The organism is Streptomyces sp. iso_384 (assembly GCF_056172905.1).
The window spans coordinates 5,372,206-5,390,099 of the sequence record NZ_JBWBTT010000001.1 but is presented as its reverse complement, the minus strand read 5'-3'; the positions used below and the strand labels follow the sequence as shown (position 1 = coordinate 5,390,099).

The 17,894-nt window shown below is 68.8% G+C and carries 13 protein-coding genes; 7 read left to right on the top strand and 6 right to left on the bottom strand.

Features of this window, described 5'->3' with window-relative positions; translation table 11 throughout:
• Positions 1-508: 508 nt before the first annotated feature.
• From AC0VY3_RS24180 to AC0VY3_RS24170, 3 genes are all read right to left on the bottom strand, one after another.
• Positions 509-2,038 (bottom strand): helix-turn-helix domain-containing protein, encoded by a 1,530-nt coding sequence (locus AC0VY3_RS24180; protein ID WP_137230472.1) that lies wholly within the window; start codon positions 2,036-2,038, stop codon positions 509-511.
• A gap of 173 nt (positions 2,039-2,211) precedes the next feature.
• Positions 2,212-2,865, bottom strand: coding sequence for a TMEM175 family protein (locus tag AC0VY3_RS24175; RefSeq protein WP_103510269.1), 654 nt, complete (start codon positions 2,863-2,865; stop codon positions 2,212-2,214).
• Between the two features lie 39 nt (positions 2,866-2,904).
• Entirely contained in the window at positions 2,905-3,357 is a 453-nt protein-coding gene (locus AC0VY3_RS24170; RefSeq protein WP_475550576.1) for a RidA family protein, read from the bottom strand.
• Positions 3,358-3,550: 193 nt separating this feature from the next.
• Here AC0VY3_RS24170 and AC0VY3_RS24165 point away from each other — a divergent pair, with 193 nt between their 5' ends.
• Entirely contained in the window at positions 3,551-3,985 is a 435-nt protein-coding gene (locus tag AC0VY3_RS24165) for a VOC family protein (RefSeq protein ID WP_103510271.1), read from the top strand.
• A 42-nt stretch (positions 3,986-4,027) separates the two neighbouring features.
• On the opposite strand, the gene AC0VY3_RS24160 is transcribed toward AC0VY3_RS24165, so the two are convergent.
• Entirely contained in the window at positions 4,028-4,759 is a 732-nt protein-coding gene (locus AC0VY3_RS24160) for an alpha/beta fold hydrolase (RefSeq protein WP_475550575.1), read from the bottom strand.
• A 140-nt stretch (positions 4,760-4,899) separates the two neighbouring features.
• Between AC0VY3_RS24160 and AC0VY3_RS24155 the strand changes: the two genes are divergently transcribed.
• Together AC0VY3_RS24155 and acnA are read left to right on the top strand one after the other, a co-directional pair.
• On the top strand, positions 4,900-5,463 hold the full coding sequence (locus AC0VY3_RS24155; protein WP_475550574.1) for a GNAT family N-acetyltransferase: 564 nt from the start codon (positions 4,900-4,902) through the stop codon (positions 5,461-5,463).
• A 195-nt stretch (positions 5,464-5,658) separates the two neighbouring features.
• Positions 5,659-8,385 carry an aconitate hydratase AcnA gene (gene acnA / locus AC0VY3_RS24150; protein WP_103510278.1) on the top strand — a complete coding sequence of 909 codons (2,727 nt, stop codon included), beginning with the start codon at positions 5,659-5,661 and terminating at the stop codon, positions 8,383-8,385.
• A gap of 81 nt (positions 8,386-8,466) precedes the next feature.
• Here acnA and AC0VY3_RS24145 read toward each other — a convergent pair whose 3' ends face one another.
• Positions 8,467-8,979 (bottom strand): hypothetical protein, encoded by a 513-nt coding sequence (locus tag AC0VY3_RS24145; protein WP_242742840.1) that lies wholly within the window; start codon positions 8,977-8,979, stop codon positions 8,467-8,469.
• Between the two features lie 299 nt (positions 8,980-9,278).
• Here AC0VY3_RS24145 and AC0VY3_RS24140 point away from each other — a divergent pair, with 299 nt between their 5' ends.
• Positions 9,279-9,899, top strand: a complete 621-nt coding sequence (locus tag AC0VY3_RS24140) for a histidine phosphatase family protein (protein ID WP_475550573.1) — start codon at positions 9,279-9,281, stop codon at positions 9,897-9,899.
• 95 nt (positions 9,900-9,994) lie between these two features.
• Here AC0VY3_RS24140 and AC0VY3_RS24135 read toward each other — a convergent pair whose 3' ends face one another.
• A complete protein-coding gene (locus AC0VY3_RS24135) occupies positions 9,995-13,876 on the bottom strand; it encodes a GH92 family glycosyl hydrolase (protein WP_475551729.1) in 3,882 nt (1,293 codons plus the stop codon).
• 506 nt (positions 13,877-14,382) lie between these two features.
• Between AC0VY3_RS24135 and ngcE the strand changes: the two genes are divergently transcribed.
• From ngcE to AC0VY3_RS24120, 3 genes are read left to right on the top strand one after another with little or no spacing between them, the layout of a single operon-like run.
• Positions 14,383-15,828 carry an N-acetylglucosamine/diacetylchitobiose ABC transporter substrate-binding protein gene (gene ngcE / locus AC0VY3_RS24130; RefSeq protein ID WP_103510282.1) on the top strand — a complete coding sequence of 482 codons (1,446 nt, stop codon included), beginning with the start codon at positions 14,383-14,385 and terminating at the stop codon, positions 15,826-15,828.
• 49 nt (positions 15,829-15,877) lie between these two features.
• Positions 15,878-16,798, top strand: coding sequence for a carbohydrate ABC transporter permease (locus AC0VY3_RS24125; RefSeq protein ID WP_030079758.1), 921 nt, complete (start codon positions 15,878-15,880; stop codon positions 16,796-16,798).
• Positions 16,798-17,748, top strand: a complete 951-nt coding sequence (locus AC0VY3_RS24120; protein ID WP_103510283.1) for a carbohydrate ABC transporter permease — start codon at positions 16,798-16,800, stop codon at positions 17,746-17,748. Before AC0VY3_RS24125 ends, AC0VY3_RS24120 begins: the two co-directional genes overlap by 1 nt.
• The last annotated feature ends 146 nt before the right edge of the window (positions 17,749-17,894 follow it).

The window sequence follows — 17,894 nt, the reverse complement described above, 5'->3', positions numbered from 1 at the left end:
TCGGCTTGAACAGCCCGAGCGCCGACCTGCATGGCAAGCTCACCGGCGAACTCTCCAGTCACTGACCTGCCCCAGCCGCTGCGACGGCCGCCCGGCCCATCTGTCGCCACGGCGGTCGTCGTTCTGTCCGGGGCCGGGCTGGCTCTCACGCTCCGCGTGGGCGGCTGGGTCCTGATCAGTGCTCTCCGATGGACGGGGAGCCGGCGCAGACGTCGGCCACGCGACTCTCCGGGCTCACCAACGGCGCTGTAATCCCCGCAGATCTCTGACGCTCCAGGTGACTGAAGGCCCGCCCGCAGCGTGGGCGGATGGCCTCTGACCTGAGGTTCTTCCTCTGTCGAGTCCTTGTGACGTCTTTTCGATGACTCATCATGGGGTGAGCGCGGTGTCGTAAGCCGTCGCTCCTGGTTCAAAGTCCCAGAAAAGTCCCAGGGACTCCGTCACACCCCACCTCGACTCGCATTTGTGCAGGTCAGAGGGGGTGTGACGGTGTCATTTCTGCAGGCTTTCAGATGTCCCGGAAGATCTCGATCTGCGCGCCCACCGAGTTGAGCCGCTCGGCCAGTTCCTCGTAACCGCGGTTGATCACATAGACGTTGCGGAGTACGGAGGTGCCTTCCGCCGCCATCATCGCCAGCAGTACCACCACGGCGGGCCGCAGGGCGGGCGGGCACATCATTTCCGCGGCGCGCCAGCGGGTCGGGCCCTCGACCAGGACCCGGTGGGGGTCGAGGAGTTGGAGGCGGCCGCCGAGACGGTTGAGGTCGGTGAGGTAGATCGCGCGATTGTCGTAGACCCAGTCGTGGATCAGGGTCTGGCCGTGCGCGGCGGCGGCGATCGCCGCGAAGAACGGGACGTTGTCGATGTTGAGGCCGGGGAACGGCATCGGGTGGATCTTGTCGATCGGGGCCTCCAGCTTGGAGGGCCGCACGGTCAGGTCCACCAGGCGGGTGCGCGCGTTGTCGGCGGCGTACTCCGGGGTGCGGTCGCAGTCGACGCCCATCTCCTCCAGGACCGCGAGCTCGATCTCCAGGAACTCGATCGGCACCCGGCGGATGGTGAGTTCGGACTCGGTCACCACCGCGGCGGCCAGCAGGCTCATCGCCTCGACCGGGTCCTCGGAGGGGGAGTAGTCCACGTCCACGTCGATCTGCGGGACCCCGTGCACGGTGAGCGTCGTGGTGCCGACGCCGTCGACCCGTACGCCCAGCGCCTCCAGGAAGAAGCACAGGTCCTGGACCATGTAGTTGGAGGAGGCGTTGCGGATGACGGTCGTACCGTCGTGCCGGGCGGCGGCCAGCAGGGCGTTCTCGGTCACCGTGTCGCCGCGCTCGGTGAGCACGATGGGGCGGCCCGGCGAGACGGAGCGGTCGACCTGCGCGTGGTACAGCCCCTCCGTGGCCGCGATCTCCAGGCCGAACCGGCGCAGCGCGATCATGTGCGGCTCGATCGTGCGGGTGCCGAGGTCGCAACCGCCCGCGTACGGCAGGGTGAACTGCTCCATCCGGTGCAGCAGCGGGCCGAGGAACATGATGATCGAGCGGGTGCGGCGCGCGGCGTCGGCGTCGATCGCCTCCATGTCCAGCTGTGCGGGCGGCACGATCTCCAGGTCCACGCCGTCGTTGACCCAGCGGGTGCGCACTCCGATGGAGTTCAGCACCTCCAGGAGCCGGAACACCTCCTCGATCCTGGCCACCCGACGCAGAACCGTGCGGCCCTTGTTCAGGAGCGTGGCGCACAGCAGCGCGACACAGGCGTTCTTGCTGGTCTTGACGTCGATGGCCCCGGAGAGCCGCCGGCCGCCGACGACCCGCAGATGCATGGGCCCGGCGTAACCGAGCGACACGATCTCGCTGTCGAGGGCTTCACCGATGCGGGCGATCATCTCAAGGCTGATGTTCTGGTTGCCGCGCTCGATGCGGTTGACGGCGCTCTGGCTCGTGGCGAGCGCCTCGGCCAGCTGGGTCTGTGTCCAGCCCCGGTGCTGGCGGGCGTCACGGATGAGCTTGCCGATACGTACGAGGTAGTCGTCTGACATGGCGGCAGGTTATCTCAGATATGAGATGAGGATGATGTGGGGGTGTGCCGTTCGAGTGACAGGTGTGTACCGGCTCCGCGCGGCCGGGTCTCCCCATCGTCGCCCGCGCGAGCGGAGACGGCGCGGTCGGTGCGTCCGTACGGGGACGGGTCCGGCCCCGCCCCTGCCGGTGTTCAGCTCGCCCGGCCGTGCCGACGGGCGGTGGCGCGCTTGCGGTGGATGAGCTTGATGGGGACCAGGGCCAGCCAGCACCACATGGCCGCGGGAGGCGAGACGAGAAAGGCCACCGGCACCGTCGCGGCGAAGAGCGCGGCGGTCGAGGCCAGATCGGCGGTGACCGCTTGGCCCACTTCGCTGCGGGAGGCCTCCGTCGCATGCTCCGTCTGCCGCCGGCCCGCAAGGAACATCGCCAGCTCCAGCAGGTTCGTGACGGCGACCATGCCCGCGTAGGCGGCCACGGCCAGCGGGCGCGCGGCGTACTCGGACAGCAGGGCCGTCGGGAACGGGACGAGAGCGATGGCGCCCAGCCACATCAGCGCGAACCGCAGCGCCACCCCCTCGAAGCGCGGGACAAGCCGCACGATCAGCCGGTGGTCGCGCCAGAACCCGGCCAGGATCGTGAAACTCAGGGCATACGCACCGAGGTCCGGCAGCGCCTGCCGCACCGCATCGGTGAACTCGTCCTTGTCCAGGCCCGGTTCGATGTGGAGGTCCAGGACCAGCAGGGTCATCGCGATGGCGAAGATCCCGTCGGACAGGGTCGTCAGGCGGTCCGCGCTCTTCTCGTCGGCCTGCTCGGCGGCGGCTCGGGCTCGGGCATCGCTCACCCGCCTCAGGGTGAGGGGACGCGGAGGCTCACCCCGTCATTACGCCGACGGCGGGCAAGCCGGTCCTTCGGGCTCCGGCTCGTCGAGGACGGCGGCCACGGCTTCGACCTCGACGAGCTGGTCGGCGTAGCCGAGCACGGTGACGCCCATCAGGGTGCTGGGCACGTCGTGGTCGCCGAAGGAGTCCCGGACCACCTGCCAGGCGGCCACGAGATCCTCCTGCCGCGCCGACGCCACGAGGACCCGGGTGCTGATGACGTCCTCGACCGAGGCGCCGGCGTCGGCGAGCGCGGTCCGCAAGTTCGCGACGGCCTGCGCCGCCTGGCCGGCGTAATCCCCGACGGCCACGGTCTCGCCGTGCTCGTCGAGCGGGCACGAACCGGCGAGGAAGATCAGCCGGGACCCGGCGGGCGCCGTGGCCGCGTAGGCGTACTCGGCAACGCCGGAGAGGGTACGGGAACGGATCAGCGAAACGGCGCTGGTGCGGGTCACGGTGGGTGCGTCTCCTGCAGGGTGGGGCGTCGCGTGCGAGTGCGTACGGGGGTGATCCTTTCAGCGCGCCCCGGGTCCGCCTCTCCTTTTTGTACGGCGGCTCGCAGGGCGACTCGCACGGTGGCTCGCGCAGTGACCCGTCCGGCGAGGAAATTCGGATGCTCGTCGAACGGCGCCCCTTTACGGTGGCCCGATGCCGTCGATCAAACAGGTCCAGATCACCTTCGACTGCGCGTCACCCTCGCGCGTCGCCCGCTTCTGGTGCGAGGTGCTGGGGTACGTCCTCCCGCCGGTGCCCGAGGGGTTCACCACGTGGGACGCGTACGCCCTCTCCCTGCCACCGGAGAAGCGGGACGCGGGAGCCGTCTGCCAGGACCCCACAGGGGTGGGCCCGCGGATGTACTTCCAGCGCGTTCCCGAGGGCAAGGTCGTCAAGAACCGGGTGCATCTCGACGTACGGGTCGGCACCGGGCTGGTGGGCGAGGAGCGCGTCGCCGCACTGGAGGCCGAATGCGCGCGACTGCTCCCGCTCGGGGCGACGCGGGTGGAACTGCTGGTCGCCGACGAGGAGAACGAGTCCTGCCTCGTGATGCAGGACGTCGAGGGCAACGAGTTCTGTCTCGACTGACCCGGACGGGGTGAGGCGCCGGAGCGATCCGCTCGGGCGTTCTCAGCCGTCGCCCGGAAGCTGCCGGGCGAAGCGGCGGACGGCGTCGGTGAAGGCGTCCGGGGCGTCGAAGTTCGCGAGATGCCCGGCCCGGGGGATCAGTTCGACACGGGCGTCCGGGTGCGCGCGGGCGAAGTCCGCCTCGCCGGACCGGAAGACGCTGTCCTTCTCGCCGTTGAGGATCAGCGCCGGAGCCGCCACATGGCGCATCGCTCCCGCGTCGAAGCGTCCCAGCACCTCGCCCCAGGCGGCGGGCAGGGTGTGGAAGGCGTATCCGGACCGGATGGTCGCCTCCACCACGTCCTTCGGGTAGCGCCGCAGCAGCAGCCGGTCGTTCCACCGGGCCAGCCGGTCCGCCGGTATCCGGGGAACCAGCCCGGCGACCCACCGGTACGGCGTCGTCCACGGCCCCCGGGTGGAGGCGCTGGCACCCGCGAGGACCAGTCCGCGCAGCTGCTCCGAACGCCGCCGGGCGAACTCCAGCGCGACATACCCGCCGAGCGAGCGCCCGACGACCAGGGCCGGCCCGCGGCCGAGCGCGTCCACGGCGCAGGCGATGACCTCGGCCGCGGCGCCCAGGCTCCAGGGCTCGGCCGAGCGCGCTCCGTGGCCCGGCAGATCGACGGCGGCCACCGGGAACTCCTCCCGGAGTGCGGCGAGCTGGGTACTCCACTGTCCCGCGCCGAAGCGTGTCCCGTGCACGAAGACGATCGGTGGTGCGTCCGCTGCCGTCATCAGGCCCCCCGGTGATGTCGTACTCACCGGGACTCTATCGGCGACTCCGTCGCCGGCCCGGAACGGATGCGCGATCCGGGCCTTCTCCTCCACACCGTTTCCCCGGACCGCTCTCGCGGGCCTGCGATAAGTTGCCCGCCATGCCTGAACTCGGATCCGTCCCCTGGCCGCCCGCACCGATCACGACCGAGCGGCTCCTGCTCCGCGAGCCCGAGGCCCGGGACCGGCCGGCGTTTATCGAGCTGCTGGCCTCGCCGGAGGTGGGCGCCTACCTGGGTGGCGCTCGGCCGCGTGACGAACTGGAGCGCGCGATACCCGCGGCGCCCGCACGGCGTTCCGGTCTTTTCGTGGTCGACCTCGGCGGGGCGATGATCGGCCAGGTCACGCTCACCAGGGATTCGGGGCACCTTGCCCAAGCCGCCGGGAGGGCCGAGCTCGGCTACCTCTTCCTGCCGCGGGCGTGGGGACACGGGTATGCCGCCGAGGCGTGCGCCGCGGTGCTGGGCTGGTTCGCCGGTGCGGTGCCCGGTGAGCCGGTGGTGCTCGCCACCCGGACCGCCAACGTCCGCTCGATGCGCCTCGCGGAGAAGCTGGGGTTCATCGAGGTGGAGCGGTTCGAGGCCTACGGTGCCGAGCAGTGGTTCGCCGAGCGGTCCTCGGTCACGTCGTCCGGCCGATCGCCGGTCAGGGGCACCTGGGCATGACCGAGCGGCGGCTATGTACTAGAGTTATCTCGACATCGAGATATCTGCCGAGGCGCACCACGGCCGCCGCCCAGTAAGGGTTACCTAACTAATCCTTACCTTAGCGGATGGCCGGGGCCGTAGGTGGCAAAACGCGGCGCCGGCTGCCAATGAGGCGCGGCGCGGTAGACGCGCACATTGAAGAAGGAGACTGTCGTGTCGGCGAACAGCTTCGACGCCCGCAGCACGCTGCGCGTGGGCGACGAGTCGTACGAGATCTTCAAGCTGGACAAGGTAGAGGGCTCCGCGCGCCTCCCGTACAGCCTGAAGGTCCTGCTGGAGAACCTGCTCCGTACCGAGGACGGCGCGAACATCACCGCCGACCACATCCGGGCCATCGGCGGCTGGGACTCCCAGGCGCAGCCCAGCCAGGAGATCCAGTTCACGCCGGCCCGCGTGATCATGCAGGACTTCACCGGCGTTCCGTGTGTCGTGGACCTCGCCACCATGCGTGAGGCCGTCAAGGAGCTCGGCGGAGACCCGGCGAAGATCAACCCGCTGGCCCCGGCCGAGCTGGTCATCGACCACTCCGTCATCGCCGACAAGTTCGGCACCAACGAGGCGTTCGCCCAGAACGTCGAGCTGGAGTACGGCCGCAACAAGGAGCGCTACCAGTTCCTGCGCTGGGGCCAGACCGCCTTCGACGAGTTCAAGGTCGTCCCCCCGGGCACCGGCATCGTCCACCAGGTGAACATCGAGCACCTGGCGCGCACCGTCATGGTCCGGGGCGGCCAGGCCTATCCCGACACCCTCGTCGGCACCGACTCGCACACCACCATGGTCAACGGCCTCGGTGTGCTGGGCTGGGGCGTCGGCGGCATCGAGGCCGAGGCCGCGATGCTCGGCCAGCCGGTCTCCATGCTCATCCCGCGCGTCGTCGGCTTCAAGCTGACCGGCGAGCTCCCGGCCGGCACCACCGCCACCGACCTCGTGCTGACCATCACCGAGATGCTCCGCAAGCACGGCGTCGTCGGCAAGTTCGTCGAGTTCTACGGTGAGGGCGTCGCCGCCACCTCGCTGGCCAACCGCGCCACCATCGGCAACATGTCGCCGGAGTTCGGCTCCACCGCCGCGATCTTCCCGATCGACGACGAGACGCTGAAGTACCTGCGCCTGACCGGCCGCGACGAGAAGCAGGTCGCCCTCGTCGAGGCGTACGCCAAGGAGCAGGGCCTCTGGCTGGACCCGGCCGCCGAGCCGGACTTCTCCGAGAAGCTGGAGCTCGACCTCGCCACGGTCGTCCCCTCCATCGCCGGCCCGAAGCGCCCGCAGGACCGCATCGTCCTCGCGAACGCCAAGGCGCAGTTCGCCCAGGACGTCCGCAACTACGTCGCCGACGACGAGGAGGCGGGCAAGGAGTCCTTCCCGGCCTCCGACTCCCCGGCGTCCTCCAACGGCGTCCCGTCGAAGCCGACCACCGTCACGGCCCCCGACGGTTCGACGTACGAGATCGACCACGGCGCCGTCACCGTCGCCGCGATCACCTCCTGCACCAACACCTCGAACCCCTACGTCATGGTCGCCGCCGCACTCGTGGCGAAGAAGGCGGTCGAGAAGGGCCTGACCCGCAAGCCGTGGGTCAAGACCACCCTCGCCCCGGGCTCGAAGGTCGTCACCGACTACTTCGACAAGGCGGGCCTGACCCCGTACCTCGACAAGGTCGGCTTCAACCTCGTCGGCTACGGCTGCACCACCTGCATCGGCAACTCCGGCCCGCTGCCGGAGGAGGTCTCCAAGGCGGTCAACGAGAACGACCTCGCGGTCACCTCGGTGCTCTCCGGCAACCGTAACTTCGAGGGCCGGATCAACCCCGACGTCAAGATGAACTACCTGGCGTCCCCGCCGCTGGTCGTCGCGTACGCCATCGCCGGTTCGATGAAGGTCGACATCACCAAGGACGCCCTCGGCGTCGACCAGGACGGCAAGCCGGTCTACCTGACCGACATCTGGCCCTCCGAGGCCGAGGTCAACGACGTCGTGGCGAACGCCATCGGCGAGGACATGTTCAACAAGTCCTACCAGGACGTCTTCGCGGGCGACGCCCAGTGGCAGGCGCTGCCGATCCCGACCGGCAACACCTTCGAGTGGGACTCCGAGTCCACCTACGTGCGCAAGCCCCCGTACTTCGAGGGCATGACGATGGAGACGACCCCGGTCGAGGACATCACCGGCGCCCGGGTGCTCGCCAAGCTCGGCGACTCGGTCACCACCGACCACATCTCCCCGGCCGGCGCCATCAAGGCCGACACCCCGGCCGGCAAGTACCTCACGGAGCACGGCATCGAGCGCCGTGACTTCAACTCCTACGGCTCGCGCCGTGGTAACCACGAGGTCATGATCCGCGGCACGTTCGCCAACATCCGCCTGCGCAACCAGATCGCGCCGGGCACCGAGGGCGGCTACACCCGCGACTTCACCCAGGCTGCGACTGCTGACGCGGCTCCGGTGTCGTTCATCTACGACGCCTCGCAGAACTACCAGGCCGCCGGCATCCCGCTCGCGATCCTCGCGGGCAAGGAGTACGGCTCCGGCTCGTCCCGCGACTGGGCCGCCAAGGGCACCGCGCTCCTGGGCGTCAAGGCCGTCATCGCCGAGTCCTACGAGCGCATCCACCGCTCGAACCTCATCGGCATGGGCGTCCTCCCGCTCCAGTTCCCCGAGGGCCAGACCGCCGAGACCCTCGGTCTCACCGGCGAGGAGGCCTTCTCCTTCACCGGCGTCACCGAGCTGAACAACGGCACCACCCCCCGTACGGTCAAGGTCACCACCGACACCGGAGTGGAGTTCGACGCGGTCGTCCGCATCGACACCCCCGGCGAGGCGGACTACTACCGCAACGGCGGCATCCTGCAGTACGTGCTCCGCAGCCTGATCCGCAGCTAGTCGATCCGGCGGCCGAGTGAAGAAGGGCCGCATCCCGGGACTTCCCGGGGTGCGGCCCTTCCGCCGTGCTGAGCCCTCGGGTCAGCCGGTCATCGCTTCGCGCTCGACCCGGTCGATCCGGCACTTCGTGCCCGCCGGCACCTCGCCGAGGCCCTGGGCCTCGATCCTGGCGGTCGCGCCGGGGGCGACGTCGTCGTCCGTGACCGCGAGGCCCTCGGTCACCACATCACCGTCACGGTCCACGAACGAGACGAAGACGACGTAGGACGCCGGGCTCGTGCTCCCGTTCACCACCTTGACGTCGGCGGACATCCAGTTGATCAGCGAGTCCCGCGTGCACTTCGTGATCGTGGCGTCTTTCTCGGCGGGCGGTCCGTCGGCCTCCGGCTCTTCGAACTCCCCGAAGCCCTCGGCGTCCTCCAGCTCTTCGAACTCCTCCCAGCCCTCGCCGTCCTCCGGCCCCGTCGTGTCGTACCGCGACGTCACCCGGTCCTCGGCCCGGGCGAAGGACTCCGAGGCCTCCTGCAGGAACGCGTAGACCAGGCCCGCCGTCGCACCGGCGACGACGAGCCCGCCGATCAGGGACAACGTCACGATCAGCCCCGTACGCCGCTGCCCCTGCGGCGGCGCGGCGGGCGGCGCCCACGGTGAGGGCGGCTGAGTGAACGCGGGCTGTTGCGGTGCCTGTGGCTCCGGGTCGGTCGGCGGAGGCGGAAAAGCGTCGGACATGAGGTCCCCCCACGGGAAATCGATCAAGTGAAGGCCCAACCGTACGTGCCTCCGGCTTCCCGCCGCTCCCGGATGCGATCGTGGGCCGGGGACCCGGACCCGCGGTCCCCACCCGCCGCACCCGACACCACCGGCATCATCGGTACAGAAAGCGAACGGACCCCATGGGCGAGCTGATCCTCATCCGGCACGGCGAGACCGAGTGGTCACGCTCCGGACAGCACACGAGCTACACCGACCTCCCCCTCACCGACGTCGGCGAGCGCCAGGCCCGCGCGCTCGTCCCGCTGCTGGCCGACCGGCACATCGGGCTCACGCTCGTCAGCCCGATGATCCGGGCCCGCCGCACCGCCGAACTGGCCGGACTCACCGACCCCCGGGTCACTCCCGAGCTGCGGGAGTGGGACTACGGCGGGTACGAGGGCGTCACCACCCGGGAGATCCGCCGCACCCGGCCCTTCTGGAACCTGTGGACCGACGGCGTCGACCCCGGTTCCGACGAGCACCCCGGCGAGAGCCCCGCCCGGATCGGGCAGCGGGCCGACCAGGTACTCGCGGGTGTCCGGTCGGCCGCCGAGGAGGTCGCGGACGAGGAGGACATCGCGCTCGTCGCCCACTCGCACTTCCTGCGCGTCCTCACCGCCCGCTACCTCGGCCTGACCCCGGCCGAGGGGCGGCTCTTCCAGCTCGCCACCGGTGCCGTCTCCCGGCTCGGCACCGAACACGGCCGGCCGGTCGTCGTCGCCCTGAACCTCGCCCTGCCCGAGAGCCTCCAGGACCGCTGACCGGCTCCGCCCGGGAGCCCGCGCAACGGATGAGGAACGCAGCCGGCCGGTGTCCCGCCACGGGACACCGGCCGCCTGCGCTCATCGCGTACGGATCAGGAGAGCAGCTCCACCTCCGCGAGCGTCGCCGAACCCGTCAGCACCAGCCGGTACTTCGGGTACGAGCCCGGCTTGGCCACCGAGAACACCCGGGTCTGCCTGTCCCAGGCGAACGACTGGCCGGAGCGGCGGTCGATGTCCGTCCACTTCTCGCCGTCCGTCGAACCCTGGAGCGTCCAGCCCTTCGGGGCCTTGTCCGCCGCCGCCGAGGTCAGCGTGTACTGGACGCCCTTCGTGGCCGAGGCCACCGGCAGCTCCACCGACTCCACCGTCGTCGACGTGGCCGAGGTGTCGTCGAACAGCGCGCCGTCACCCTTCAGCGCGTCGCCCTTGGGCGTCGGGACCTTGTCGTCCTTCTGCACCGAGACCGGGGCCGCGTCCTTGCCCGTGCCCCAGGCCGACGGCTTCGGGCCCATGTCGAACTCCAGCGTGCCGCCCTTGGCCAGCACGTCGTGCGGGAGCGCGGTGGAGGTCCACTTCTTGCCGTTGACCTTCACGCCCTGCACGTAGATGTTCTTGTCGCTGTTCTTCGGCGCCTTCACGACCAGCTTGCGGCCGTTGTCCATGCGGACGGTGACCTTCTTGAAGAGCGGCGAGCCGATCGCGTACTCCCCGCTGCCCATCACCAGCGGGTAGAAGCCGAGCGAGGAGAAGAGGAACCACGCCGACTGCTCGCCGTTGTCCTCGTCGCCGTGGATGCCCTGCCCGATCTCGCTGCCGATGTACAGCCGGCCCAGCACCTCGCGGACCTTCTCCTGCGTCTTGTACGGCTGCGAGGCCGCGTTGTACATGTACGTGGCGTGGTGGGCGACCTGGTTGCTGTGGCCGTACTGGCCCATCCGCACGTCCCGCGCCTCGGTCATCTCGTGGATGACCCCGCCGTAGCTGCCGACGAACTCAGGGCCCGCCGTCTCCGGCGTCGAGAAGTACGTGTCCAGCTTCTTGCCCAGGCCCGCGCGGCCGCCGTACAGGTTGGCCAGGCCCCGGCTGTCCTGCGGGGCGGTGAAGGCGTAGCCCCAGCCGTTGGTCTCGGTGTAGTCGTAGCCCCAGACGCGCGGGTCGTACTGGTCCGAGGGCAGGCGCCAGTCGCCGTTCGGCTTCTTGCCCTGGAAGAACCCGGCCTTGTCGTCGAAGAGCTTGACGTACTTCTGCGCCCGGTTCATGAAGTACTCGGACTCTTCCTTGTACCGCGCCTTCTTCGTCTTCTTGTACAGCTCCTGGCCCATGCGGGCGATGCCGTAGTCGTTGACGTAGCCCTCCAGCGACCAGGACAGGCCCTCGTGGGTGGCGGTGTCGGCGTAGCCGGTGAAGACCGAGGTATCCAGGCCCTTGCGGCCGACGCCCGAGGACGGCGGGGCCACGGTGGCGTTCTTGAGCGCCGCGTCGTAGGCCGCCTCGGCGTCGAACTTCACGCCCTTGACGTACGCGTCGGCGAACGCCACGTCCGAGCTGGTGCCGGTCATCAGGTCCGCGTAGCCGGGGGAGGACCAGCGCGAGGTCCAGCCGCCGTCCTTGTAGTGCTGGACGAACCCGTCCACCAGCTCGCCGGCCTTCTTCGGGGAGAAGAAGGAGTAGGCGGGCCAGGTCGTGCGGTAGGTGTCCCAGAAGCCGTTGTTGACGTACACCTCGCCGTCGACGATCTTCGCGCCGGTCTGCGTCGGGGTGTTCTCACCGGTCGCCTTGGAGAAGGGGCTGGCGTACCTGTTCTTGCCCTTCACCTTCTCGTGGCCGGAGTTCGGGTAGAGGTAGAGCCGGTAGAGGCTGGAGTAGAGCGTGGTCAGCTGGTCGGCGTTGGCGCCCTCGACCTCGACCGTCCCCAGGACGTCGTCCCAGGCGCTCTGCGCCTTGCGCTGGACCTTCCGGAAGGACGAGGACTCCGGGATCTCCATGGCCAGGTTCTGCTTCGCCTGGTCGACGCCGATCAGCGAGGTGGCCAGCCGCAGGTTGACCGTGCGGTCCTTGCCCGCGTCGAAGCGGAAGAACCCGGTGACGTCGTCGCCCCCGCCGCCCTTCAGCTTGCCGCTGTCGGTGACCGGGGCGTCGAAGACGCCGTACACGAACATCCGGGTCGCACCGGTGGACAGGCCGCTCTTGACGTCCGTGTAGCCGGAGAAGGAACGGTTCTCGGCGTCCAGCGTGATGCCGCCGTCGTTCGAGACGTTGTCGAAGATCAGGCTGGCGTCCTTGCCCGGATAGGTGAACCGCATCCGGGCCGCGTGGTCGGTCGGCGTCATCTCGGCCTTGAGGCCGTTCTCGAACGTGACGCCGTAGTAGTGCGGTGTCGCGGTCTCGTTCTCGTGCCGGAACGGCAGCGCGCGGGCCGTCCGGGACGCGTCCGGGGTGCCGGACGCGGCCGACGGCATCACCTGGAAGGTCTGCCGGTCGCCCATCCACGGGCTCGGCTCATGGCTGGCGCCGAAGGCCTGGAGCGTGGGGAGGTTGTCCTCGTTGTTGCCCCGCTGGTAGTCGTACAGCCAGCTCAGCGACCCGGCGTTGGTCACCGGCGTCCAGAAGTTGAAGCCGTGCGGGACCGCCGTGGCCGGAATGTTGTTGCCGCGCGAGAAGCCGCCGCTGGAGTTGGTGCCGCGGGTGGTCAGCGCGTAGTCCGACAGATGCGCCTTGCGCTTCTCGGGCTTCTTCGGGGCGATCGTGATGTCGTCGATCCAGCCCTGGAACTTCGCCGGGCCCTTGGGGGAGTCGTACGCCACCAGGATCCGGTCGACCGTCTTGCCCGCGGCGACCGTGCCGAGGCGGGCGGCGACCTTGTTCCACTGGTTGACGTAGAGGCGCTTGGCGTCCGCCTGGCCCTGCGGGGTGAGCAGACCGCCGTGGCTGTCGGTGGCCTTCAGCTCGCTCAGGTACGTGCCGTCGGTGAAGGCGAGGTCCACCGCGACGTGCGTGGCCGGGTAGTTCAGGTCCGTCTCGCCCATCTGCGGGTAGACGAGGTAGGACAGCTCGGTGTCCTTGGTGACGGCCGTGTTCACGTCGAAGATCTTGTTGTACGAGTAGGCGCGCCCGTCGGGCGTGTGCGTACCCGCGTAACGCAGTGCCTTCTTTCCGGTGAATCCCGCGCCCGACTTCGCGGTGGGGGAACCGGAGGGGCCGCGGTCGGGCTGGCTGCGCATCTCGTCGGGCACCGGCGCGGAGGTGTCACCGTTCGAGAACTGAACGTCGGCGAGCTGGAGCGCGTCCGCGCCGCCGTTCGCCGTGATCTCCAGCCGGAAGTGCTGATACGCGGTGTCGCCCGCGAAGTCGTAGCTCTTCGTCTCGTGCCGCTTGGCGAAGGTCTCGCCGCTGCGGGTGTCGAGGTCGGTCCACTCCTTGCCGTCCGCCGAGCCCTTGAGCGTCCAGTCCTTCGGGTCGCGTTCGGCGTGGTCGTTGGCCGAAGTGAGCGCGTACGTCACGACCTTGACCGGTTCGTCCAGATCGAACTCGACCCAGCCGGTCTTCGCGAACGTCAGCCACTTGGAGCCTGGTTCGACGTCGACGAGGTTCTCCTTGACCTCGCCGCCGGCGGTGTTCTCGGCGCTCGCGCGGAGCTCCGTGACCCGGTCGGTGACATTGCCCGGTATGCCGGAGGAGAAGCCTCCGTCGACACCGGAGGAGCGGGGTTTGCCGTCGGGGCCCTCCTCGACGGTGTTGCGCCACTCCGGCTGCTTCTCGTCCGCCTCGAAGGAGGTGGTGAACGTCCGCTCGCCGGAGGGCTTCCGGTCCGGCGACGCGGGCTGGGCGGTGGCGACCGCGGGGGCGATCACCACCAGGGCGAGGGATGCCGCCAGGGCGGCTGCTGTGGGGGTCCGTCTCCGGCGCGGGGCGGGGCGGGAGACCGCGTGAGGGGCCTTGTCGGAGCCGTGGTTGAGGCCGCGTGGTGGCTGCATGCCGAGCCGTTCCTCCCCGGGAAAATGCATGGACAACGTTGTCATAGCGGGATGCAAGGTCCAGTAGGGATCCAAGTGACAGGACGTGTCAAGGGTGTTGCCGCAGGGGGCGTCGGCGAATCGGCCCGAATGGGGAAATAGCCGCCGCGGGAGGAGGGGGCGCGGCGCCGAGGTATCCGTGAGGTCTCAACTCGGGAAAGACTGCCGCCCAAACCTGCGTTCGATCTTGCTCAGTTGGCGACAAGTGGACTATACCTGTCGGCATCTGCACGGCCGCTTCGCGCGGACGTGCGCACGGGGGAAACAGAGACGGTCGCGAGGACGCCAGGGGTGTCCTCGCTGTACGGTCTCCCCGCATCCCCACTGCACCGGCCCTGTCCGGTACATCTGCATATCTGCACGACCCAAGCGCAACTGACCGCGGTGGCGGGGCCCTTCGCCTGAGGCGAATTTTCTACGGGTGACCGGTACACCGCCTGAGTCCTGGAGAAGGCGAGGACTTGAGCATGGGATCCACCTCCGCCCACAACAATGAGGGCCTTGGCCGTCGCGATCTGATCAAGCGTTCTGCCGCACTCGGCCTGATCGCTGTTCCGACGATGAGCTTCCTGTCCGCCTGCGCGAGCGGCGACAGCAGCAGCGACAACAAGGTCGAAAAGGGCGAAAAGACCGAGAAGAACCCGCTGGCCGTCAACGGCAGCGCGCCGCTGGAGATCGTCATCTTCGACGGTGGCTTCGGCACCAAGTACGCCGAGGACGCCAAGGCCGTCTACGAGAAGACCTACCCCGAGGCGAAGGTCAAGTTCTCCGCGACGCAGAAGATCCAGTCGGTTCTTCAGCCGCGGTTCAACGGTGGCACCCCGCCGGACCTGATCGACAACTCCGGTGCCCAGCAGATGGACATGGGCGTCCTGGTCGGCAAGAAGCAGCTCACCGACCTGACCCCGCTGCTCGACGCCCCCTCCATCGACGACCCCGCCAAGAAGGTCCGCGACACCCTGCGGCCGGGCATCATCGAGATGGGCCAGTTCGACGGCGACCCGGTCTGGATCATGTACTACGCGTACACGGTCTACGGCGTCTGGTACTCGCAGACCGCGCTGGAGAAGCTCGACGCCACGTACCCGGAGACCTGGGACGACATGCTCGCGCTCTGCGCGAAGGCGAAGAAGGAGGGCATCGCCGGCTGGACCTACCCCGGCAAGCACCCCTACTACCTCCCCTTCTCGCTGTACCCCTTCATCGCCAAGATCGGCGGTGTCGAGGTCCTCGACGCGATCGACAACCTGGAGCCGAAGGCCTGGGAGCACCCCGCGGTCAAGGCGGCCTTCGAGGCGTACTACGAGCTCGTCGCCAAGGACTACATCCTCAAGGGCACCCCGGGCCTGGACCACCGCGGTTCCCAGGGCGCCTGGGCCCGCGGCAAGGCGCTGTTCATCCCGAACGGCTCCTGGGTCGAGAACGAGGAAGCGGCGATCATCCCCAAGGACTTCAAGCTGTCCGTGGGCGCCCCGTCCAGCCTCGACTCCTCGGACAAGATGCCCTTCGGCACCCTCTGGGCGTCCGGCGGCGAGCCGTTCATCGTCCCGAGCAAGGCGAAGAACCCCGAGGGCGGCATGGAGCAGCTGCGCATCATGCTCAGCGAGGCCTCCTCCAAGTCCTTCACCACGAGCACCAAGTCGCTCTCCGCCTTCAACGGCGGCACGGATGGCATCGAGCTCTCCGACGGCCTGAAGTCCGGTGTCGCGGCGCTGCAGAAGGCCGGCACCAACGTGGTCAACCCGCGCCTGCAGGACTGGTACGTGAAGCTCCAGAAGGAGCAGATCGGTGTCGCCGCGCTCGGCGAGATGATGGCCGGCCGCGCCAAGCCGGCCGAGACCATCAAGAAGATCCAGGCCTTCGCCGACGCGACCGCCAAGGACCAGTCCATCAAGCACTTCAAGCACCAGTGACCACGCGTCACCAGCGGCGGGCAGCACGGGAAGGTCGGAGTCGGTAACGATGCAACACGGTAAATACCGGTTCATAGTCGGGTTCTTGGTGGTCCCGATGGCGTTGTACGTCATCTTCGTCATCTGGCCCTTCATCCAGTCCATCTACTACTCGTTCACGGACTGGACGGGTCTGAGCCCCGACTTCAAGATGGTCGGGTTCGACAACTACACCAAGATGCTCGACGACGACATCTTCTGGAAATCGCTGCAGCACAGTGTGCTGCTGGCGGTGCTGCTGCCGCTGGTGACGCTGGGCCTCGCGCTCTTCTTCGCCTTCATGCTCAACGTGGGCGGGCGGCGCCGCAAGGGCGCCGCCGTCACCGGCGTACGGGGCTCGGGCTTCTACAAGATCGCGTACTTCTTCCCGCAGGTGCTCTCGATCGCGATCGTGGCCATCCTGTTCCAGTTCGCCTTCGACCCGGCCCAGGGCATGATCAACGGCACGCTCAAGGCCGTGGGGATCAGCGACGTGCCGGACTGGCTGGGCGATCCGAAGCTGGCCCTGTGGTGCATCATGGCGGTCCTCGTCTGGTGCACGACCGGCTTCTTCGTGGTGCTGTTCTCCGCGGGCATGGCCTCCATCCCCAAGGACTTCTACGAAGCCGCCCTGCTGGACGGGGCGAGCCGCTTCACGACCTTCTTCCGGATCACGCTGCCCCTGCTGTGGGACACGGTCCAGTCCGGCTGGGTCTACATGGGCATCCTGGCGCTCGGCGCCGAGGGCTTCGCCATCGTCCACATCATGAGCGTCGGCCCCGGCGGGCCCGACTACTCGACCACCGTCCTGCCGCTGTACGTCTACCAGGCGGCGTTCCGTGACGGACAGGCGGGCTACGCGACCACGATCGGTGTCGCCCTGCTCATCGTGACCCTGGCGTTCGCCGCCATCGTCATGCGGGTGGGCCGGCGCGAGCGGCTGGAGTTCTGATGAAGACCACTGACACCCCTCCCTCCGGGCCCTCCGGCTCCCCGTCCGACGCCGAGGCGGCCAAGGTCCCGGCCCAGCGCGCCGGGACGGTCTCCAAGGGCTCGTCGGCCCCCGCGAAGAGCAGTGAGGGCCAAGTCCTCAACGTCTTCTCGCACGGGATGCTGATCCTGTGGGCGATCATGGTCGTCCTGCCGCTGTTCTGGGCGGTGATGTCCTCGTTCAAGACCGACTCGGACATCTTCAACACTCCGTGGTCGCTGCCGCGTTCGCTGAACTTCGACAGCTGGGGCCGGGCCTGGAGCCAGGCCCACATGAGCGAGTACTTCCTGAACACCGTCCTGGTGGTGGGCGGTTCGCTCGTCGGCACCCTGGTCCTCGGGTCGATGGCCGCCTATGTGCTCGCCCGCTTCGAGTTCCCGGGCAACCGCTTCATTTACTTCTTGTTCGTCGGCGGCATGAGCTTCCCGATCATGCTGGCGCTGGTCCCGCTGTTCTACGTCATGGACAACATGGGGCTGCTGAACACGATCCACGGCCTGATCCTGGTGTACATCGCGTACTCGCTGCCGTTCACCGTGTTCTTCCTGACCTCGTTCTTCCGTACGCTGCCGACCTCGGTGGCGGAGGCGTCGATCATCGACGGGGCCTCGCACACCCGCACGTTCTTCCAGGTCATGCTGCCGATGGCCAAGCCCGGCCTGATCAGCGTCGGCATCTTCAACTTCCTGGGGCAGTGGAACCAGTACATGCTGCCGACGGTGCTCAACACCGACCCGGAGAAGCGGGTGCTGGCCCAGGGCCTGGTGGAGCTGGCCTCCAGCCAGGGCTACAAGGGCGACTACTCCGGCCTCTTCGCCGGCCTGGTGATCGCGATGCTGCCCGTGCTGGCCGCGTACATCATCTTCCAGCGCCAGGTCGTCTCCGGTCTGACGGCGGGCGCCCTGAAGTAGCAGATCACCTTCTGGACACGGCCCGGTGCCCCGGCGGAGGAATCCTCCGCCGGGGCACCGGGCCGTTCCCGCGCACGTGAGCCCCTGCCCGCTCAGGTCTTGACGGGAGGTACCCCCAAACGGTCAGCTTAGAGTTCACATGTTGG